Genomic DNA, 20,229 nt, shown 5'->3' on the forward strand with positions numbered 1-20,229 from the left:
ACCGTCACTACCGAGTGCGGCGACATGGAAGGATATTGGGCGTGCTGCGCTGGATAACTGCCGGAGAATCCCATGGTCCCGCCCTCGTCGCGATGCTCGAGGGGATGGTCGCGGGCGTCGAAGTGACGTCCGAGGACATCTCGACCCAACTCGCGCGTCGTCGCCTCGGCTACGGACGCGGTGCGCGGATGAAGTTCGAGGCCGACAAGGTCACCATCGTCGGTGGTGTGCGCCACGGGCGCACGCTGGGCGGTCCGATCGCCGTCGAGGTCGGCAACACCGAGTGGCCCAAGTGGGAAACCATCATGTCCGCCGACCCTGTGGACGCCGACCTGCTCGCCGATCAGGCGCGGAACGCGCCGCTCACCCGCCCGCGCCCCGGACACGCCGACTACTCGGGCATGCTGAAGTACGGATTCGACGACGCCCGCCCGGTGCTCGAACGCGCGAGTGCGCGCGAGACCGCGGCCCGTGTCGCGGCCGCGACGTTCGCCCGGGGTTTCCTCCGCCAGGTGTTCGGCGTCGAGGTCGTGTCGCACGTGATCTCCATCGGCGCCTCCGATCCGTATGTCGGACCCGAGCCCACCGCGTCCGACCTGGCCGCGATCGACGCCAGCCCGGTCCGTGCCTTCGACAAGGCCGCCGAGGAATCGATGATCGCCGAGATCGAGGCCGCGAAGCGGGACGGCGACACCCTCGGTGGTGTGGTGGAGGTGGTCATCCACGGCCTCCCCGTCGGTCTCGGCTCGTTCATCAGCGGCGCCGACCGCCTCGACGCGCGTCTCGCGTCCGCCCTGATGGGAATCCAGGCGATCAAGGGTGTCGAGGTCGGCGACGGTTTCGAGACCGCGCGCCGGCGTGGCAGCCAGGCGCACGACGAGATGCGTCCGGGACCGGACGGAATTCTGCGCTCGACCAACCGCGCCGGTGGCCTCGAGGGCGGCATGACCAACGGTGAGGCGCTCCGCGTTCGCGCCGCGATGAAGCCGATCTCGACGGTCCCGCGCGCGCTGGCCACCGTCGACATGTCGACCGGTGAGGAAGCCGTGGCCATCCACCAGCGTTCCGACGTGTGCGCCGTGCCCGCCGCCGGTGTGGTGGCCGAGGCGATGGTGGCGTTGGTCGTCGCCCAGGCGGCGCTGGAGAAGTTCGGGGGCGATTCGGTTGCGGAGACCGCCGCCAACTACGAGCGCTACGCGTCCGGCGTCGCCGCCCGGCTCGCGCGATGACCAGCCCGTCTGCCCGCGCAGCGGGGCGGTGACCGGTGATGGCACCGAAAGCCGTGCTCGTCGGGCCGCCGGGAGCGGGTAAGTCCACGATCGGGCGGCGCCTCGCGCAGGCGCTGGACCTTCCGTTGTTCGACACCGATGTGGCGGTCGAGGAAGAGGCGGGGCGCACGATCGCCGAGATCTTCGTCCAGGAGGGCGAACCGGCCTTCCGGGCGCTGGAGGAAGAGATCGTCCGTAAGGCCATCGAGAGCCACGAGGGCATCGTCTCGCTGGGCGGTGGATCCATCCTGTCCGAGCGCACCCGCGAGTTGTTGAAGGGCCAGACGGTGATCTACCTCGAGATCAGCGTCGCCGAGGGGCTCAAGCGCACGGGGACCAACACCGCGCGCCCGCTCCTCGCCGGTGGCGACCCCCGCCAGAAGTACACCGAGTTGATGCGCAAGCGCCGACCGCTGTACCGGCAGGTGGCGTCCATCCGGATACGCACGGACGGGCGGAGCCCCGCCCGGGTGGTGCAGCAGCTGGTGGCGAAACTCGCCGAATGATCGGCGGCCCCGGCGTAACAGAGACATCCGAGAATCTCGGACAAGACGGAGCGGAGCAGCAGACAGTGACCGAACCGGTACGCGTACAGGTGCAGACGGCCAACCCCTACCCGGTCATCATCGGGCGCGGATTGCTCGGCGAGCTGGTGGACGAACTCACCGGCACGCGGACGGTGGCGATCTTCCACCAGCCGCCGCTCGCCGAGACGGCGGAGGCGGTGCGTGCGGCGCTCGCCGAGAAGGGCATCGATGCGCACCGCATCGAGATCCCGGACGCGGAGGACGGGAAGGACCTCGCGGTGGCCGGGTTCTGCTGGGAGGTTCTGGGCCGGATCGGACTGACCCGCAGCGACGCCGTCGTCAGCCTGGGCGGCGGCGCTGCCACCGACCTCGCCGGGTTCGTTGCGGCGACGTGGATGCGCGGTGTGCGCGTGATCCACGTGCCCACGACGCTGCTCGCGATGGTCGACGCCGCGGTCGGCGGCAAGACGGGCATCAACACCGAGGCCGGCAAGAACCTGGTGGGGTCGTTCCACGAGCCGTCGGCCGTGCTGATCGATCTGGCGACGCTGGAGACGGTGCCCCGCAACGAGATCGTCGCCGGGATGGCGGAGGTCGTGAAGACCGGTTTCATCGCCGACCCGGTCATCCTCGACCTCATCGAAGCCGACCCCGAGGCGGCCCTGGATCCGACGGGAACGGTTCTGCCCGAACTGATCCGGCGGTCGGTGGAGGTCAAGGCCAAGGTCGTCGCCGCGGATCTGCGTGAGTCCGACCTCCGCGAGATCCTCAACTACGGGCACACCCTGGGGCACGCCATCGAACGGCGCGAGCGGTACCGCTGGCGTCACGGCGCGGCGGTGTCCGTCGGTCTCGTGTTCGCGGCCGAACTGGGGCGCCTGGCGGGACGACTCGACGACGAGACGGCGGACCGGCACCGCACCATCCTGGAACTGGTGGGCCTGCCCACCACGTACGACGCGGACGCATTCGGCCAACTGGTCGAGGGCATGCAGACCGACAAGAAGAACCGGGCCGGTGTTCTGCGGTTCGTCGTGCTCGACGGACTCGCCAAGCCCGGACGGCTCGAGGGCCCGGACCCGTCTCTGCTGGTGGCCGCGTACTCCGCCGTCGCCCGCGAGGAGAAGCCGGGCAGCGGCGGCGGGGCCATCCTGCTGTGAGGTAGCGACCGGAACGCACGGACGCGGCGGTGTGAGCGAATGCGCTCACACCGCCGCGTCGTCTGTCGGTGTGGTGAAACCGGGGAGCTACTCGCCGCGGCGCTGATCGTCCGACGTGCGCTTGCCGAGGTCGACCGGATCCTGCCAGCCGGGGTCCCCGCCCTCCGCGTGATCGAGATCCGACGTGTCCTCGCGGTAGTTGTGCACGGGTTCGAACACGGCCGTGTCGGCGTCGGACCCGGCGTAGCCGGTCTGCTCGTAGGCCTGGCCGGGGTAGTTCTGGCCGTAGCCCTCATCGTCGGCGACCGCTGCGGCCGCGGTTCCCCCCGCTGCGGCTCCGGCGGCCGCTCCCGCCCCGTGCGCCGCCGGCTGCCGTTCGCTGCGATCCTTCACGGATTTCTTGGAATCGCGGCCGACGAAGAACCGGCCGAGGAACACGGCGAGCATGGCCGGAACGAAGATGAGCAGGACCGTGAAGGCGGCCCCCGACGTGATCTCGAAGAAGAACGAGTTCTGCGTGACGTTGAGGTCCGGGACGAGGTTGGCGAGCCAGCTCCCGACACCCGCGACGATTCCCCCGAGCAGGCCCGCCTTCAGCCACAACATCGTCAGGTCGGCGCCGTCCTCCGGATCCGGGTTCCGGCGACGGTCCCGGATGCCGTCGATGCCCGCCCAGACCAGTGCCACGAACACGACGATCAGCAGTGCGAGCCATCTCAGAGCGGAACCCTGGAGGGGCCACTGTGTGATCGACACACCGAGGATCACACGAACGAAAACATGTATCAGGGCCATGCCGAGGCCGCGTACCACCCACGCATTCATGGGCACAGCGTAACCAGCCGGATTTACGGCGTGTGGTCTAACCCACAGGGTCGTTCTCTGGAACCTGTTCTCGCCGTCGACGGGGGCCGTCGATCCGTGCCCTCCGGGTGGCGATTTGCCGGTACGTTTGACGGCATGCCTGCTGATCATGGTTCGCGGCGCGCGGCGTTGCGCGCGGCCCTCGCCGCCCGGGATCTCGACGCACTGCTGGTGACGAATCTGGTGAACATCCGGTACCTCACCGGGTTCACCGGGTCCAATGCCGCGCTGCTCGTGCACGCCGCCGACGCCGAGGGCGCCGAGGAGCGCACGGTCATCTGCACCGACGGCCGTTACCTCACGCAGGTCGGGGAACAGGTTCCCGATCTGCGGGCCGAGATCGACCGCGCCAGCGCCGCGCATCTGATCGAGACGATCGGGCGTGGGAGCCCGTCTTCGCTGGCGTTCGAAAGTCACGTCGTCACCGTCGACGAGTTCGCCGCCTGGTCGCTGCTCGCGCCGGACGCGCGCCTGGATCCCGTTCCGGGGCTCGTCGAGGAACTGCGGATGGTGAAGGACGACCACGAGGTCGAGTTGCTGCGTGCGGCGTGCGCGGCGGCCGATGCGGCGCTCGCCGAGCTGATCGAGCGTGGCGGTCTCCGGCCCGGACGTACCGAGAAGGAGGTGGGCCGGGAACTGGAGGCGCTGATGCTCGCGCACGGAGCCGACGGCATCTCGTTCGAGACCATCGTGGCGGCGGGCACCCACTCGGCGATCCCGCATCACCGCCCGACCGAGGCGGTGCTGAGCAGCGGTGACTTCGTGAAGCTGGACTTCGGCGCCGAGGTGGGTGGTTACCACTCGGACATGACCAGAACGTATGTCCTGGAGCGGGCCGCCGACTGGCAACGCGACGTATACGAGCTGGTCGCGCGGTCGCAGGAGGCCGGCCGGGACGCCCTGCGCCCCGGTGCCGAAGTGTCCGCGGTGGACGGCGCCGCGCGCCGGGTGATCGAGGACGCGGGCTACGGGGAACTGTTCCTGCACGGGCTCGGACACGGCGTCGGCCTGGAGATCCACGAAGCTCCGGGAATCGGCAAGCTCGGCACCGGTACACTTCTGGACGGTGCGGCGGTGACCGTCGAGCCGGGCGTGTACTTCTCCGGGCGCGGAGGCGTGCGGATCGAGGACACGCTCGTGGTTCGTGAGCAGGGACCGGAGCTGCTCACACTCACCACCAAAGACCTGACTGTCGTATAGACGGTTTCGACCTTATCGAGGAGACGCGAAGCAAGTGGCTTCCACTAGTGATTTCAAGAACGGCCTGGTCCTGCAGATCGAAGGCCAGCTGTGGACGATTACCGAGTTCCAGCACGTGAAGCCCGGCAAGGGTCCCGCGTTCGTGCGCACCAAGTTGAAGAACGTGCTCTCGGGCAAGGTTGTCGACAAGACATTCAACGCCGGCGTCAAGGTGGACACCGCCACGGTCGACCGTCGCGACATGACGTACCTGTACCACGACGGCACCGACTACATCTTCATGGACGGCGACACCTACGACCAGATCTCGATCAGCGAGGCCACCGTCGGCGACGGCGCCCGCTTCATGCTCGAGAACATGGCCGTGCAGGTCGCGACCCACGAGGACGTTCCGCTGTTCGTGGAACTGCCCGTCACCGTCGAACTGGTGGTCCAGCACACCGACCCCGGTCTGCAGGGCGACCGCTCCACCGGCGGCACCAAGCCCGCGACCCTCGAGACCGGCGCCGAGATCAACGTTCCGCTGTTCATCAACACCGGTGACAAGCTGAAGGTCGACTCCCGCGACGGCAACTACCTCGGGCGTGTGAATTCCTGAGTGTCCGGTACGCATAAGAAACTCGGCGCACGGCACAAGGCCCGCAAGCGCGCCGTGGATTTCCTCTTCGAGGCCGAGGCTCGAGATCTCGATCCGGTCGATCTCGCGACCGAACGCGCGGAATTGGCCGGTAAGGACGATTCCGTGGCACCGGTCGCTCCGTACACCGTCACCGTGGTGACCGGGGTCGCGGAGAACCTGGACCGCCTCGACGAGGTGATCTCCTCCCACCTGCAGGACTGGACGCTCGAGCGGCTTCCCGCCGTCGACCGCGCCATCCTGCGCATCGCCGTGTGGGAGCTGTTCCACGCCACCGACGTGCCTCCGGTCGTGGCGGTGGACGAGGCGGTGGAGCTGGCCAAGCAGCTCTCCACCGACGAGTCGCCGGGATTCGTCAACGGCATTCTCGGTCAGGTCGTGCTGGTGGCCCCGCAGGTGCGCTCGGCTGCGGCCGCGACGTCACGGCGCGCCGAGACCGCCGCCGACGAGTCGAACGACGCCCGCCCGTAAGTTCGTGTCCCGCTGCGGGCCCGCGACTGCGGGCCCGCAGGTCAGGGGTCCGGGCCTGGCGTCGTCGACGCGCTGATAAGCTGTCCGCGTCAGGCATCCTTTAACGATCCGTCCAGTGAGGCGGAGAAGGAGGTCGTTGTATGCGCGTGCCCGAAGGGTCTCGCCCCCCCGGGGAACCGGCGGAATCAACACCAGAGTCGTCCCCGTCCGCCGAGCCCGCACGGGAGCTGCTGTCCGCAGCCGATGTGGGACGGACCATTGCGCGTATCGCGCACCAGATCATCGAGAAGACCGCGATCGACGCCGCCGACGGCGAAGCGCCGCGTGTCGTCCTCATCGGAATCCCCACCCGGGGCACGACGCTCGCAGCGCGCCTCGCCGGGAAGATCGAAGAATTCTCCGGGGTGCGTCCGCCGGTCGGCTCCCTCGACATCACCCTGTACCGCGACGATCTGCGCACCAAACCGCACCGTCCCCTCGAACGCACCTCGGTGCCGGACGGCGGTGTCGACAACACGCTGGTGGTCCTCGTCGACGACGTGCTGTTCTCCGGCCGCACCGTCCGCTCGGCACTCGACGCCCTCCGCGATCTGGGGCGTCCGCGCGCCGTTCAGCTGGCCGTCCTCGTCGACCGCGGGCACCGCGAACTGCCGCTGCGGGCCGACTACGTGGGCAAGAACGTGCCCACCGCCCGCACCGAGGACGTGAAGGTGCTCCTGAGCGAACACGACGGCCGCGACGCGGTCATGATCTCCGGGGGGAAGAGCTAAGTGAAGCACCTGTTGTCGATCGCAGACCTGACACGGGAATCGGCTGTCGAACTTCTCGACGAGGCCGAACGCTTCGAACAAGCCCTCCTCGGACGTGAGGTGCGGAAGCTCCCGACGCTGCGCGGCCGGACGGTCATGACCGTGTTCTTCGAGAACTCGACCCGGACCCGCGTGTCGTTCGAGGTCGCCGGGAAGTGGATGAGCGCGGACGTGATCAACGTCAGCGCGTCGAGTTCGTCGGTGTCCAAGGGGGAATCGCTCCGCGACACCGCGATGACATTGCGCGCCGCCGGCGCCGACGCGCTGATCGTGCGCCACCCCGCGTCGGGTGCCGCCCACCAGATCGCGAGTTGGACCGGACATCAGGACGACGGCGGACCGGCCGTCATCAACGCCGGCGACGGCACCCACGAGCACCCCACCCAGGCGCTGCTCGACGCGCTCACGCTGCGTCAGCGTCTCGGCGACATCGAGGGCAAGCGGATCGCCATCGTCGGCGACATCCTGCACAGCCGGGTGGCGCGCTCGAATGCCCTGCTGCTGTCGATGCTCGGCGCCGAGGTCGTTCTCGTCGCGCCGCCCACGCTGCTCCCGGTGGGGGTCTCGTCCTGGCCGGTCTCTGTGGCGCACTCGCTGGACGCGGAACTTCCCGGACTCGACGCCGTCCTCATGCTGCGTGTGCAGGCGGAACGGATGAACGGCGGATTCTTCCCGTCCCAGCGGGAGTACTCGATCAATTACGGCCTGTCGGAGAAGCGGCTCGCGTTGCTTCCCGACCACGCGGTGGTGCTGCACCCCGGCCCGATGCTGCGCGGCATGGAAATCGCCTCGGCGGTGGCCGATTCGACGAGAACCGCCGTGCTGCAACAGGTCACCAACGGAGTGCACATGCGGATGGCTGTCCTGTTCCGGCTGCTGGTCGGAGCGGAGGAAGTTGCGGGATGAGTGACAGTGCAGTGACAGGAGAGACAGTGCTCATCAAGAACGTGCTGCTGTACGGCGAGGGCGAGCCCACCGACGTGCTGCTCGGTGACGGCGTCATCGTCGCGATCGGCGCGGACGCCGGGAAGGACAGCGGGCCGGACGCCGAGGTCATCGACGCGGCGGGGCAGATCCTGCTCCCCGGTTTCGTCGACCTGCACACCCACCTGCGGGAACCCGGCCGCGAAGACACCGAGACCATCGATTCCGGTTCGGCGGCGGCCGCGCTCGGCGGGTACACCGCGGTGTTCGCGATGGCCAACACCAGCCCCGTCGCCGACTCGGTGGTCGTCACCGATCACGTGTGGCGGCGCGGGCAGGAGGTCGGCCTCGTCGACGTGCACCCCGTCGGTGCCGTCACCGTCGGGCTCGAGGGCAAGCAACTCGCGGAGATGGCCACGATGGCGTCGGGGATCGGCCGGGTCCGGATGTTCTCGGACGACGGCCACTGCGTCTACGACCCGCTCATCATGCGCCGGGCCCTCGAGTACTCGAGCTCGCTCGGGGTGCTCATCGCGCAGCACGCGGAGGAGCCGCGACTGACCGTCGGTGCCGTCGCGCACGAAGGTCCCACCGCCGCCCGGCTCGGGCTCGCGGGCTGGCCGCGCGCCGCCGAGGAGTCGATCGTCGCCCGCGACGCGCTGCTCGCCCGAGACGCCGGGGCGCGTGTGCACATCTGTCACGCCTCCACCGCCGGCACCGTCGAGCTGATGAAGTGGGCTCGCGGACAAGGCATTTCGATCACCGCCGAGGTGACCCCGCACCACCTGCTGCTCGACGACTCGCGGCTCGAGACGTACGACGCCGTCAACAAGGTGAATCCGCCCCTGCGGGAGGCGAGCGATGTCGCCGCGCTCCGCGCCGGACTGGCCGAGGGGATCATCGACTGCGTCGCGACGGATCACGCGCCGCACGCCGAGCAGGACAAGTGCTGCGAGTTCGCGGCGGCCCGCCCCGGAATGCTCGGCCTAGAGACCGCGCTGTCGATCGTCGCGCAGACGATGGTCCGCACCGGCCTGCTCGACTGGCGCGGTGTGGCCCGCGTGATGAGTGAGCGTCCCGCGGAGATCGTCGGACTCGACGATCAGGGTCGCCCGCTCGAGGTGGGCGAACCCGCCAACCTCGTGCTGATCGACCCGGACGCCGAATGGACGGTCCACGGTCCCGACCTCGCCAGCGTCGCCCACAACACGCCGTACGAGTCGATGACCCTCCCGGCGCGGGTGACCACGACGATCCTGCGCGGGCGGATCACCGCGAGCGACGGCCAGGCCCGCGTCCCGGCGCGGAACGGCAGGGGATGACAGTGGAGAGAATCCTGTGGATAGTCGGCCTCGTCGCGTTCTGGGCGCTGGCCATCTTCCTCATGTACATCGGCTGGCGCGGTCGCGCCCGCCGTCAGACCGACCGGGTCGGGCAACTTCCCGCCGTCCCCGCGCACCTCGGTGAGCAGACGATCGCCCCGGCCACCGGACTGTACGTGGGCAGCACCCTCGCCCCGAGCTGGCAGGACCGAATTGCGGTCGACGACCTCGGTTTCCGGGCGACGGGCGAGATCTCCCGCTACGCGTCCGGCATCCTGCTCGAACGCGACGGGGCGTCGGCGATCTGGATTCCGCAGGACGCGATCCGTGCGGTGCGCACCGAGCGCGGTCTCGCGGGCAAGGTCATGAGCAAGGACGGTGTCCTCGTGATCCGGTGGGAACTGCCGACCGGCACCGAGATCGACACCGGTTTCCGCAGCGACGACAAGTCCGTGTACCCCGCCTGGGTGAGCGCGGGGGAGCCGGCCGGCAACAAAGACAGTGAAGATTCAGCGAATGCGGCGAGCTCTGGTGAGGTCGAGCAGAACGGAGAGAACGCATGAGCGGCTACGACACCGACTCGGCAGTACTGGTCCTCGAGGACGGACGGGTATTCCGGGGCACCACGTTCGGTGCCGTCGGGCAGACGCTCGGTGAGGCAGTCTTCAGCACCGGTATGACCGGCTACCAGGAGACGCTCACCGACCCCAGCTACCACCGCCAGATCGTGGTGGCCACCGCGCCGCAGATCGGCAACACGGGCTGGAACGACGAGGACGACGAGTCCGTCGGACCTACCGGCAGCAGCGCCGAGGCCAAGATCTGGGTGGCCGGATACGTCGTCCGCGACCCCGCGCGCCGCACCTCCAGCTGGCGCGCCACCGGCTCCCTGCAGGACGAACTCGTGAAGCAGGGCGTGGTCGGGATCGCCGGCATCGACACCCGGGCCCTGGTCCGCCACCTGCGCACCCGCGGGTCCATGCGCGCCGGGGTGTTCTCCGGTGACGCGCTCGCCGACACCGACGTGCTGCTCGACCGCGTGAAGAGTCAGCCGTCGATGCTCGGCGCCGACCTCGCCGGCGAGGTCAGCACCACCAGCGGTTACGTCGTCGAACCCACCGGCGGAGACGCCCGGTTCACGGTCGCGGCGATCGACCTCGGCATCAAGACCAACACCCCGCGCATGTTCGCCGACCGCGGCATCCGGGTGCACGTCCTCCCGTCGAACGCCACGCTCGAGCAGATCCTCGACCTGAAGGCCGACGGCGTCTTCCTCTCCAACGGTCCCGGCGACCCGGCGACCGCCGACGGTGCCGTGCACCTCACGAAGGAAGTCATCGGCCAGGGCCTGCCCCTGTTCGGCATCTGCTTCGGCAACCAGATCCTCGGACGCGCTCTCGGACTGGGCACCTACAAGATGAAATTCGGTCACCGGGGCATCAACATCCCGGTCATCGAACACGAGACGGGCCGCATCGCGATCACCGCGCAGAACCACGGCTTCGCGCTCGAGGGTGAGGCCGGGCAGGAGTTCGACACCCCGTTCGGCAAGGCCGTAATCAGCCACACGTGCGCCAACGACGGTGCCGTGGAAGGGGTCCGACTGCTCGACGGATCCGCCTTCTCGGTGCAGTACCACCCCGAGGCCGCGGCGGGCCCGCACGACGCCGCCTACCTGTTCGACCGCTTCACCAGCCTGCTCGAGGGAGTCAAGAAGTAATGCCACGCCGTTCAGATCTCTCCCACATCCTGGTGATCGGCTCCGGGCCGATCGTCATCGGCCAGGCCTGCGAGTTCGACTACTCCGGAACCCAGGCCTGCCGGGTGCTGCGCGAGGAGGGCCTGCGGGTCAGCCTCGTCAACTCCAACCCGGCCACGATCATGACCGACCCCGAGTTTGCGGACGCCACGTACGTCGAGCCCATCACGGCCGAGTTCGTCGAGAAGGTCATCGCCCTCGAGGCCGAGAAGGGTCACCCCATCGACGCCGTCCTCGCGACGCTCGGCGGTCAGACGGCCCTCAACACCGCGGTGGCACTGCACGAGCAGGGCATCCTCGAGAAGTACGACGTCGAGCTGATCGGCGCCGACTTCGACGCCATCCAGCGCGGCGAGGACCGGCAGAAGTTCAAGGACATCGTCGCCAAGGTCGGCGGCGAGTCCGCGCGCTCCCGCGTCTGCTACACGATGGACGAGGTCCGCGACACGGTCGCCGAACTCGGCTTCCCCGTCGTGGTGCGCCCGTCGTTCACGATGGGCGGCCTCGGCTCCGGCATGGCGTACAACGACGAGGACCTCGCCCGGATCGCCGGCGGCGGTCTCGCGGCGTCGCCCACCGCCAACGTCCTGATCGAGGAGTCGATCCTCGGGTGGAAGGAATACGAGCTCGAGCTGATGCGCGACGGTCGCGACAACGTCGTGATCGTGTGCTCGATCGAGAACGTCGACCCGGTCGGCGTGCACACCGGCGACTCGGTGACCGTCGCCCCCGCCATGACGCTCACCGACCGTGAGTACCAGGCGATGCGCGACCTCTCGATCGACATCCTCCGCGAGGTCGGCGTCGACACCGGCGGCTGCAACATCCAGTTCGCGATGGACCCCGCCGACGGTCGCCTCGTCGTCATCGAGATGAACCCGCGCGTGTCGCGGTCCAGTGCGCTCGCGTCGAAGGCCACCGGGTTCCCGATCGCGAAGATCGCGGCGAAGCTCGCCATCGGCTACACCCTGGACGAGATCGTCAACGACATCACCAAGGAAACGCCGGCGTGCTTCGAGCCGACCCTTGACTACGTCGTAGTCAAGGCGCCCCGTTTCGCGTTCGAGAAGTTCCCCGGTGCCGACGACACCCTCACCACCACGATGAAGTCGGTCGGTGAGGCCATGTCGATCGGCCGCAACTTCACCGAGGCGTTCGGCAAGGTGCTGCGGTCGCTCGAGACCAAGCGCGCCGGCTACTGGACGGGCCCCGAGGTGGAGGCGACCGATCTCGACAGCCTGCTGGCGGAACTCAGTGTTCCCCGCGACGGCCGGGTGTACGGCATCGAGAAGGCGTTCGCCCTCGGCGCCACCGTCGAGCAGCTGTTCGACGCCACGAAGATCGACCCGTGGTTCCTCGACCAGATCCTGCAGATCCACGAGCTCGGCGAGGAGCTGCGGCAGGCGCCCGAGGTGACCGAGCGGGTGCTGCGCCGCGCCAAGCACCACGGCCTGTCGGACCGGCAGATCGCGGCCCTGCGCCCCGAGATCGGTGGCGAGGACGCGGTCCGGGCGCTGCGCGAGCAGTGGAACGTCCACCCCGTCTACAAGACCGTCGACACGTGTGCCGCCGAGTTCGAGGCGAAGACGCCGTACCACTACTCGACGTACGAACTCGACCCCGAGGCCGAGTCCGAGGTCGCCCCGCAGACCGAGCGCCCGAAGGTCCTGATCCTCGGTTCCGGACCGAACCGCATCGGTCAGGGCATCGAGTTCGACTACTCCTGCGTCCACGCCGCGCTGACGCTGTCGGAGGCCGGGTACGAGACCGTGATGGTCAACTGCAACCCGGAGACCGTCTCCACCGACTACGACACCGCGGACCGCCTGTACTTCGAGCCGCTCACGTTCGAGGACGTGCTCGAGGTGTACCGCGCGGAATCGATCTCGGGCACCGTCGCCGGGGTGATCGTGCAGCTCGGCGGTCAGACCCCGCTGGGTCTGGCGAAGCGGCTCAAGGCCGCGGGCGTGCCGATCGTGGGCACCAGCCCGGAGGCCATCGACCTCGCCGAGGATCGCGGCGAATTCGGGAAGGTGCTGGTCGAGGCCGGTCTGCCCGCGCCCAAGTTCGGCACAGCCACCACCTTCGCCGGGGCCCGCGACATCGCGGCCGGCATCGGATACCCGGTGCTGGTCCGGCCGTCGTACGTCCTCGGTGGCCGCGGGATGGAGATCGTGTACGACGAGGCGTCGCTGGAGAGCTACATCTCCCGCGCCACCGAGATCTCCGACGACCGGCCGGTCCTGGTCGACCGGTTCCTGGAGGACGCCATCGAGATCGACGTCGACGCACTCTGCGACGGCACCGAGGTCTACCTCGGCGGTGTGATGGAACACATCGAGGAGGCCGGCATCCACTCGGGCGACTCGGCGTGTGCGCTGCCGCCGATCACCCTCGGCCGCGCCGACCTCGAGAACGTCCGCCGCTCCACCGAGGCGCTGGCCAAGGGCATCGGCGTGAAGGGCCTGCTCAACGTCCAGTACGCGCTCAAGGACGACATCCTGTACGTCCTCGAGGCCAACCCCCGCGCCAGCCGCACCGTGCCGTTCGTGTCGAAGGCGACGGCCGTGCAGCTCGCGAAGGCGTGTGCCCGCGTCATGCTCGGCGAGTCCATCGCCGATCTCCGGAAGAGCGGGGTGCTCCCGGCCACGGGCGACGGCGGCGAGACTCCGGCGGAGGCGCCCGTCGCCGTCAAGGAGGCCGTGCTGCCGTTCAACCGCTTCCGGCGCGCCGACGGCACCGGGGTGGACACCCTGCTGAGCCCGGAGATGAAGTCGACCGGCGAGGTCATGGGCATCGACGCCGACTTCGGTACCGCGTTCGCGAAGAGTCAGACGGCCGCGTACGGCTCGCTGCCCACGTCGGGTTCGGTGTTCGTCTCGGTCGCCAACAAGGACAAGCGGTCGCTGATCTTCCCGGTCAAGCGGCTCGCCGACCTCGGTTTCCGGATCCTGGCCACCGAGGGCACCGCGGCTGTGCTGCGCCGCAACGGCATCACCTGCGAGGAGGTGCACAAGCACTCCGGCGAGAAGTTGGAGGAGGGCGAGCGCACCATCGTCGAGACGATCCGGGACGGCGAGGTCGACATGGTGATCAACACCCCGTACGGCAACTCCGGTCCGCGCGTCGACGGCTACGAGATCCGCAGTGCCGCCGTCGCCACGAATATCCCGTGCGTCACGACCGTGCAGGGGGCATCCGCCGCGGTGCAGGGCATCGAGGCCGCGATCCGCGGCGACATCGGCGTCCAGTCGCTCCAGGCGCTGCACGCGAGGCTGCGGTCGTGAGCGGGCACCATCACCACCACTCCTGGGTGGATCGGCTGACCTCGGCGGTCGAGCACCGTGGGCGGTTGTGCGTCGGGATCGACCCGCACCCCGGGTTGCTCGAGGCGTGGGGGTTGCCGGTCTCCGCCGAGGGGCTCGAGGCGTTCGCGGAGATCTGTGTGGAGGCCTTCGTCGGTGAGGTGGCCGTCGTGAAGCCTCAGGTGGCGTTCTTCGAGGCGTACGGCTCCGCCGGGTACGCGGTGCTCGAACGCACCATCACGGTCCTCAGAGAGGCAGGGACGCTCGTCGTCGCCGATGCCAAGCGCGGGGACATCGGGTCGACGATGGCGGCGTACGCGCAGTCCTGGCTGGGTGAGAGCTCGGCTCTGTCGTCCGACGCGCTGACCGTGTCGCCGTATCTGGGATTCGGCGCCCTCGATCCGGCCCTGTCGCTGGCGGCGGAGCAGGGCCGCGGGCTCTTCGTGCTCGCCCGGACTTCCAATCCGGAGGGCGGCGATCTGCAGGCGGCGCGGACGTCCGGGGGAGTGTCGGTGGCCCAATCCGTGGTGGATGCGGCGGTCCGGCGCAACGACGCCAACCCCGGCCTGGTGGGCCTGGTGGTGGGTGCGACACGCGGACACGGCCTGGATTTGTCGAAATTTTCCGGAGCAATTCTCGCGCCCGGTCTCGGCGCCCAGGGCGCGACTCCCGGTGATCTCGCCGACATTTTTCCCGATTCTCGAAAACTGTTGTTACCGAACAGTTCTCGTGGTGTTCTCGGGGCGGGACCGTCGGTGACGGCCCTGCGTGAGGCGGCCGTGAAGGTGCGTGACGAGATCGAGTCCGCACTCTCATAGCCCACCCGAATCCGGCTCTGACCTCTGGGGGTGGGTTCGCAATCGGCGCCGGGCGTGAGTACGGTCGCTATCGCTGCTGGTTATCCAGTGGTTTGGACTATTTGCCAACGACGAGACGGAGGAACCGTGGCCCTTCCCCAGTTGACTGATGAGCAGCGCGCTGCTGCTTTGGAGAAGGCAGCTGCTGCCCGCAAGGCCAGGGCTGAGCTCAAGGAGCGCCTGAAGCGTGGTGGCACCGACCTCAAGCAGGTTCTCAAGGACGCCGAGGACGACGAGATCCTGGGCAAGATGAAGGTGTCGGCACTGCTCGAGGCGCTGCCCAAGGTGGGCAAGGTCAAGGCGCAGGAGATCATGACCGAGCTGGAGATCGCTCCGACCCGTCGCCTCCGTGGCCTCGGCGATCGGCAGCGGAAGGCCCTGCTCGCCAGGTTCGACTTCGAGGCCTGAGCACGACAGTGGTAGCTGACGCACAAGTGTCAGAGCGCAAGACCGCAGTGCGGAGGGGTCGGCTGGTAGTACTGGCCGGCCCCTCGGCCGTCGGTAAGTCCACCGTGGTGCGACTCCTGCGTGAACGGATGCCGGAGCTCGTCTTCAGCGTGTCCGCGACGACGCGCGACCCACGCCCGGGCGAGGTGGACGGCAAGGACTACCGGTTCACCTCTCGCGACGAGTTCCAGCGGATGATCGATTCCGGTGAGCTGCTCGAATGGGCCGAGATCCACGGCGGGCTACAGCTGTCGGGGACCCCGGCCGCACCCGTCCGCCAGGCGATCGAGCAGGGCAAACCCGTGCTGGTCGAGGTCGATCTCGCCGGTGCGCGGGCCGTCCGGGCCGCGATGCCGGAGGCGCTTCTCGTCTTCATGGCGCCCCCGAGCTGGGACGTGCTGGTCGAGAGATTGACCGGCCGGGGCACCGAATCCGCCGAGGTCGTGGAGCGTCGTCTCGCCACCGCGCGGGTCGAGCTGGAGGCGCAGGACGAGTTCGACGAGGTCATCGTGAACGAGGATGTCAGCCGATCGTGCGACGAGTTGGTATCCTTGTTGGTTGGACGACCGGAACAGTCCGAGTCGACCCACTAGTTCTCACATCAACTAGCCAGAACTATTTCAGGAGATACCGAGTGAGCAGCACCCCCGCAGTAGCGTCCGCAACACCCAGCCACGGCGCCCTGCCGGCTTACGACACCCCGCTCGGCATCACCAATCCTCCGATCGACGAGCTTCTCGCTCGCACGTCGTCGAAGTATGCGCTGGTGATCTACGCGGCCAAGCGTGCGCGTCAGATCAACGATTACTACAACCAGCTCGGTGACGGGATCCTCGAGTACGTCGGCCCCCTCGTGGAGCCGGGCCTGCAGGAGAAGCCGCTGTCGATCGCGCTGCGTGAGATCCACTCCGATCTTCTCGAGCACACCGAAGGCGAGTGAGCGGAGGATCTGCGGTGCCTGAGCTGGCAGCGGGCCCGGGGTCCGGGCACGTGACGGATTCACCCGAATCGGCTCTTTCCGGGGCTGCGCGCAAGCGGATCGTCGTCGGAGTGGGCGGCGGCATCGCCGCGTACAAGAGCTGCGCCGTCGTCCGCGCCTTCACGGAGGCCGGGCACCACGTCCGGGTCATCCCGACGGAGTCCGCGCTCGAGTTCGTCGGCAAGGCGACCTTCGAGGCGCTGTCGGGCAACCCGGTGCACACCGGGGTGTTCGCCGACGTCCCGCAGGTTCCGCACGTCCGCCTCGGGCAGGAAGCGGATCTCGTGGTCATCGCGCCCGCCACCGCCGACCTCATGGCGCGGGCCGTGGCGGGGCGCGCGGACGACCTCCTCACCGCGACCCTGCTCACCGCGCGATGTCCCGTGGTGTTCGCGCCCGCGATGCACACGGAGATGTGGGAGCACCCAGCCACCGTCTCCAACGTCGCCACACTGCGGGCACGCGGTGTGACCGTCATCGAACCCGCCTCCGGGCGCCTCACCGGCAAGGACACCGGCGCAGGCCGGCTGCCCGAACCCGACGAGATCGTCGGACTGGCGTCGCTGCTGCTCGAGCGTCCGGACGCGCTGCCCCGTGACCTGGAAGGCCGGCGGATCCTCGTGTCCGCGGGCGGCACCCGGGAACCACTCGACCCGGTGCGGTTCCTCGGGAACCGCAGTTCGGGCAAGCAGGGGTACGCGATCGCCCGGCTCGCCGTGCAGCGCGGGGCCGAGGTCACCCTCGTCTCCGGCTACACCGCCGGACTCGCCGACCCGGCCGCGGTCGACATGGTGCACGTCCGCACGGCGGAGGACATGCGGGTCGCGGTCGCCAAGCACGCGCCAGGATTCGACGCGGTGGTCATGGCTGCGGCGGTGGCCGACTTCCGGCCGTCGACGACGGTGGCGAGCAAGATCAAGAAGGGTGCGGGCGAGCCCGACTCGATCGCACTCACCAAGAACGAGGACATCCTCGCGGGCCTGGTCCAGTCGCGGAGAGACGGGCAGATCCCGTCGTCGACCGTGATCGTCGGGTTCGCGGCCGAGACCGGAGACGCCGACGGTGATGTCCTCACGTACGCGCGGGCCAAGCTCGCCCGCAAGGGCTGCGACCTTCTCGTCGTCAACGCGGTGGGGGAGGGCAAGGCGTTCGAGGTCGACCACAACGACGGATGGCTGCTCGGATCCGACGGCTCCGAGTCCGCGCTCGAGCACGGATCGAAGGCGTTGATGGCGAGCCGCGTGCTCGACGCCGTCGACCAGCTGTTCCGGACTCTCTGAGGCACTATTCCAGCAGAGTTTCGGTGATTCGAAGGGTGTCACTCCCGCCGGGGTGGCGCTAGGGTCGTTCGCGGTATTACGCAGCTAAGCTGTTTTCAAGTGCTGTTCAGGGACAACTGTCGAGAGGGAATTCTGTGAGCCAGTCCGGTAGTCGGCTATTCACCAGTGAGTCTGTGACCGAGGGGCACCCGGACAAGATTTGTGATGCGATCAGCGACTCCATCCTCGACGCGCTCCTCACCGACGACCCGCGCGCCCGCGTCGCCGTCGAGACAATGGTGACCACCGGACAGGTCCACGTCGCCGGCGAGGTGACGACCACCGCGTACGCCGACATCCCCAAGATCGTGCGCGACACCGTCCTCGAGATCGGCTACGACTCGTCGGCCAAGGGCTTCGACGGCAACTCCTGCGGCGTCAACGTGGCGATCGGGGCGCAGTCCCCGGAGATCGCCCAGGGTGTCGACCACTCGCACGAGGTCCGCACCGGCGAGCTGAGCGACGACGAGATCGACCGTCAGGGCGCCGGCGACCAGGGCCTGATGTTCGGGTTCGCGACCATCGACACCCCGGAACTGATGCCCCTGCCGATCGCGTTGGCGCACCGCCTGTCGCGTCGACTCACCGAGGTCCGCAAGTCGGGGGTCCTGCCGTACCTGCGCCCGGACGGCAAGACTCAGGTCACCATCGAGTACGACGGTGACAAGGCGGTCCGCCTCGACACCGTGGTCATCTCGACGCAGCACGCCGCCGACATCGACCTCGACAACCTGCTCACCCCGGATCTGCGGGAGAAGGTTCTCGGTTCGGTTCTCGCCGAGATCGACATGCCGGAACTCGACGTCTCGGACATCCGGCTGCTCGTCAACCCGACCGGCAAGTTCGTGCTCGGCGGCCCGATGGGTGACGCCGGCCTGACGGGCCGCAAGATCATCGTCGACACCTACGGCGGCATGGCCCGCCACGGTGGCGGCGCGTTCTCCGGCAAGGACCCCTCGAAGGTCGACCGGTCGGCGGCCTACGCCATGCGCTGGGTGGCCAAGAACGCGGTCGCGGCGGGTCTGGCGGACCGGATCGAGGTGCAAGTGGCGTACGCGATCGGCAAGGCGGCCCCGGTGGGTCTGTTCGTCGAGACCTTCGGTACCGAGAAGACGGATCCGGCCCGCATCCAGCAGGCAATCACCGAAACGTTCGACCTGCGCCCGGGCGCCATCATCCGTGACCTCGACCTGCTGCGCCCGATCTACGCGCAGACCGCGGCCTACGGTCACTTCGGTCGTACCGACATCGCACTCCCCTGGGAGAGCATCGACCGGGCGGAGAAGCTGCGGGCAGCCGCAGGCCTCTGATCGGTCGTCACGGCGCGGCGGGCGCCGCCCTGGCCGGGGGCGGCGCGTGAGCGCGGAAAAGGTTGCGGCAGAAAAAGATCCGGTCGCCCGGGTGCTGCCGCTGCTTCCGCTCGCCCACCTCGACCGCGAATTCGACTACCTCGTTCCCAAGGAACTCGAAGATCAGGCGCATCCCGGGGTCCGGGTCCGCATCCGGTTCGCGGGTCGCCTTGTCGACGGCTTCGTCGTCGCCCGCAACGCGACGAGCGAGCATCAGGGCCGGTTCGGCTGGCTCGAACGGGTGATCTCGCCCGAGCGGGTGCTGACCGAGGAGATCACCCGGGTGGTCGACCTTGTCGCGGGCCGGTACGCAGGAACCCGCGCCGACGTGTTGCGGCTCGCGATCCCGCCCCGGCACGCGAGGGCGGAGTCCGAGGCCGCGTCCGAACCCCCCGCGGTGTCGGGTTCGGCGATCGAGACCGACGCGTGGGACCGGTACGTCCACGGCGGCGCCTTTCTCACCGCCCTGTCGGAGCAGCGTGCGCCGCGCGCGGTCTGGCAGGCGCTCCCCGGCGACGACTGGCCGGCGCGTCTGGCGGAACTGTCCGGACTCGTCGCCACCACCGGGGCGAGCACCGTCATCGTCGTCCCCGATCAGCGTGATCTCGACCGTGTGGTCGCGGCGGTGGAGGCGCTGCTCGGCAAGGATGCCGTCGTCGGTCTGGCTGCCGGTCTCGGTCCCGCTCTGCGCTACCGGCGGTGGCTGGCCGCGTTGCGGGGGACGGCCAGGGTCGTCGTCGGCACCCGGAGTTCGGTGTTCGCGCCGACTCCGCGGACCGGGCTGATCGTGGTCTGGGACGACGGGGACGACAACCATTCCGAGCCCCGCGCGCCGTACCCGCACGCCCGCGAGGTGGCGCTGCTCCGCGCGTACGCCAGCGGGTGCGCGGTGGTGCTGGCCGGACACGCCCGCACCGCCGAGGCGCAGGCCCTCGTCGACTCCGGGTGGGCGCACGACCTCGTGGCCTCCCGGGACGCGGTGCGCTCCGCCGCCCCGAAGATCACCGCACTCGCGGACAGCGACCACGCGCT

The 20,229-nt window shown here is 69.0% G+C and carries 20 protein-coding genes; 19 read left to right on the forward strand and 1 reads right to left on the reverse strand.

The features are described from left to right. Nucleotides 1-41 precede the first annotated feature (41 nt). From aroC to aroB, 3 genes are all read left to right on the forward strand, one after another. Nucleotides 42-1,229: a chorismate synthase gene (gene aroC / locus RJ1_RS33620; RefSeq protein WP_073366784.1), complete on the forward strand. Its 1,188-nt coding sequence runs from the start codon at nt 42-44 to the stop codon at nt 1,227-1,229. A gap of 38 nt (nt 1,230-1,267) precedes the next feature. Further along, on the forward strand, nt 1,268-1,774 hold the full coding sequence (locus RJ1_RS33625) for a shikimate kinase (protein WP_073366800.1): 507 nt from the start codon (nt 1,268-1,270) through the stop codon (nt 1,772-1,774). A 65-nt stretch (nt 1,775-1,839) separates the two neighbouring features. Continuing rightward, nucleotides 1,840-2,955, forward strand: a complete 1,116-nt coding sequence (gene aroB / locus RJ1_RS33630; RefSeq protein WP_073366799.1) for a 3-dehydroquinate synthase — start codon at nt 1,840-1,842, stop codon at nt 2,953-2,955. A gap of 87 nt (nt 2,956-3,042) precedes the next feature. Here the strand turns inward: aroB and RJ1_RS33635 are convergent, their stop codons facing one another. Then, entirely contained in the window at nt 3,043-3,780 is a 738-nt protein-coding gene (locus tag RJ1_RS33635; protein WP_073366785.1) for a B-4DMT family transporter, read from the reverse strand. 135 nt (nt 3,781-3,915) lie between these two features. Here RJ1_RS33635 and RJ1_RS33640 point away from each other — a divergent pair, with 135 nt between their 5' ends. From RJ1_RS33640 to RJ1_RS33715, 16 genes are all read left to right on the forward strand, one after another. Next, nucleotides 3,916-5,019, forward strand: coding sequence for an aminopeptidase P family protein (locus tag RJ1_RS33640; protein ID WP_073366786.1), 1,104 nt, complete (start codon nt 3,916-3,918; stop codon nt 5,017-5,019). Between the two features lie 34 nt (nt 5,020-5,053). Then, a complete protein-coding gene (gene efp, locus RJ1_RS33645; protein ID WP_005241702.1) occupies nt 5,054-5,617 on the forward strand; it encodes an elongation factor P in 564 nt (187 codons plus the stop codon). Then, nucleotides 5,618-6,127 carry a transcription antitermination factor NusB gene (gene nusB, locus RJ1_RS33650; RefSeq protein WP_073366787.1) on the forward strand — a complete coding sequence of 170 codons (510 nt, stop codon included), beginning with the start codon at nt 5,618-5,620 and terminating at the stop codon, nt 6,125-6,127. It begins immediately after the preceding gene. A gap of 140 nt (nt 6,128-6,267) precedes the next feature. Further along, a complete protein-coding gene (gene pyrR, locus RJ1_RS33655; protein WP_073366788.1) occupies nt 6,268-6,897 on the forward strand; it encodes a bifunctional pyr operon transcriptional regulator/uracil phosphoribosyltransferase PyrR in 630 nt (209 codons plus the stop codon). Beyond that, nucleotides 6,898-7,842: an aspartate carbamoyltransferase catalytic subunit gene (locus RJ1_RS33660; protein WP_073366789.1), complete on the forward strand. Its 945-nt coding sequence runs from the start codon at nt 6,898-6,900 to the stop codon at nt 7,840-7,842. It abuts the gene before it with no gap. Further along, nucleotides 7,839-9,182 (forward strand): dihydroorotase, encoded by a 1,344-nt coding sequence (locus tag RJ1_RS33665; protein ID WP_073366790.1) that lies wholly within the window; start codon nt 7,839-7,841, stop codon nt 9,180-9,182. Before RJ1_RS33660 ends, RJ1_RS33665 begins: the two co-directional genes overlap by 4 nt. Continuing rightward, a complete protein-coding gene (locus RJ1_RS33670) occupies nt 9,179-9,745 on the forward strand; it encodes a PH-like domain-containing protein (RefSeq protein WP_073366791.1) in 567 nt (188 codons plus the stop codon). The genes RJ1_RS33665 and RJ1_RS33670 overlap by 4 nt, the downstream gene beginning before the upstream one ends. Next, nucleotides 9,742-10,902 carry a glutamine-hydrolyzing carbamoyl-phosphate synthase small subunit gene (gene carA, locus RJ1_RS33675; protein ID WP_073366792.1) on the forward strand — a complete coding sequence of 387 codons (1,161 nt, stop codon included), beginning with the start codon at nt 9,742-9,744 and terminating at the stop codon, nt 10,900-10,902. The genes RJ1_RS33670 and carA overlap by 4 nt, the downstream gene beginning before the upstream one ends. Further along, entirely contained in the window at nt 10,902-14,228 is a 3,327-nt protein-coding gene (carB, locus tag RJ1_RS33680) for a carbamoyl-phosphate synthase large subunit (protein WP_073366793.1), read from the forward strand. Before carA ends, carB begins: the two co-directional genes overlap by 1 nt. Beyond that, nucleotides 14,225-15,064, forward strand: a complete 840-nt coding sequence (pyrF, locus tag RJ1_RS33685; protein WP_174695053.1) for an orotidine-5'-phosphate decarboxylase — start codon at nt 14,225-14,227, stop codon at nt 15,062-15,064. The genes carB and pyrF overlap by 4 nt, the downstream gene beginning before the upstream one ends. A gap of 126 nt (nt 15,065-15,190) precedes the next feature. After that, nucleotides 15,191-15,511 carry an integration host factor, actinobacterial type gene (mihF, locus tag RJ1_RS33690; protein WP_005262298.1) on the forward strand — a complete coding sequence of 107 codons (321 nt, stop codon included), beginning with the start codon at nt 15,191-15,193 and terminating at the stop codon, nt 15,509-15,511. 8 nt (nt 15,512-15,519) lie between these two features. Continuing rightward, nucleotides 15,520-16,143 carry a guanylate kinase gene (gmk, locus tag RJ1_RS33695; RefSeq protein WP_073366794.1) on the forward strand — a complete coding sequence of 208 codons (624 nt, stop codon included), beginning with the start codon at nt 15,520-15,522 and terminating at the stop codon, nt 16,141-16,143. Nucleotides 16,144-16,184: 41 nt separating this feature from the next. Then, a complete protein-coding gene (gene rpoZ / locus RJ1_RS33700) occupies nt 16,185-16,490 on the forward strand; it encodes a DNA-directed RNA polymerase subunit omega (RefSeq protein WP_005241734.1) in 306 nt (101 codons plus the stop codon). A gap of 14 nt (nt 16,491-16,504) precedes the next feature. Beyond that, nucleotides 16,505-17,809, forward strand: a complete 1,305-nt coding sequence (gene coaBC, locus RJ1_RS33705; protein ID WP_073366795.1) for a bifunctional phosphopantothenoylcysteine decarboxylase/phosphopantothenate--cysteine ligase CoaBC — start codon at nt 16,505-16,507, stop codon at nt 17,807-17,809. Nucleotides 17,810-17,943: 134 nt separating this feature from the next. Beyond that, the gene (gene metK, locus RJ1_RS33710; RefSeq protein WP_073366796.1) at nt 17,944-19,158 is read left to right on the forward strand and encodes a methionine adenosyltransferase; all 1,215 of its coding nucleotides are present in this window, start codon (nt 17,944-17,946) and stop codon (nt 19,156-19,158) included. 46 nt (nt 19,159-19,204) lie between these two features. Then, nucleotides 19,205-20,229 (forward strand): primosomal protein N' family DNA-binding protein (locus tag RJ1_RS33715; protein WP_501193856.1); only part of this gene is annotated, 1,025 nt, incomplete at its 3' end.

It is taken from the genome of Rhodococcus jostii NBRC 16295, assembly GCF_001894825.1.
GTDB classification, from domain to species: Bacteria; Actinomycetota; Actinomycetes; order Mycobacteriales; family Mycobacteriaceae; genus Rhodococcus_F; species Rhodococcus_F jostii.

What these genes read in the sequence shown, in the direction of transcription:
- pyrR (WP_073366788.1), top strand. Translation starts at nt 6,268, where the DNA reads ATGCGCGTGCCCGAAGGGTCTCGCCCCCCCGGGGAACCGGCGGAATCA.
- RJ1_RS33670 (WP_073366791.1), top strand. Translation starts at nt 9,179, where the DNA reads ATGACAGTGGAGAGAATCCTGTGGATAGTCGGCCTCGTCGCGTTCTGG.
- RJ1_RS33665 (WP_073366790.1), top strand. Translation starts at nt 7,839, where the DNA reads ATGAGTGACAGTGCAGTGACAGGAGAGACAGTGCTCATCAAGAACGTG.
- carA (WP_073366792.1), top strand. Translation starts at nt 9,742, where the DNA reads ATGAGCGGCTACGACACCGACTCGGCAGTACTGGTCCTCGAGGACGGA.
- RJ1_RS33640 (WP_073366786.1), top strand. Translation starts at nt 3,916, where the DNA reads ATGCCTGCTGATCATGGTTCGCGGCGCGCGGCGTTGCGCGCGGCCCTC.
- RJ1_RS33635 (WP_073366785.1), bottom strand. Translation starts at nt 3,780, where the DNA reads ATGAATGCGTGGGTGGTACGCGGCCTCGGCATGGCCCTGATACATGTT.
- carB (WP_073366793.1), top strand. Translation starts at nt 10,902, where the DNA reads ATGCCACGCCGTTCAGATCTCTCCCACATCCTGGTGATCGGCTCCGGG.
- RJ1_RS33625 (WP_073366800.1), top strand. Translation starts at nt 1,268, where the DNA reads ATGGCACCGAAAGCCGTGCTCGTCGGGCCGCCGGGAGCGGGTAAGTCC.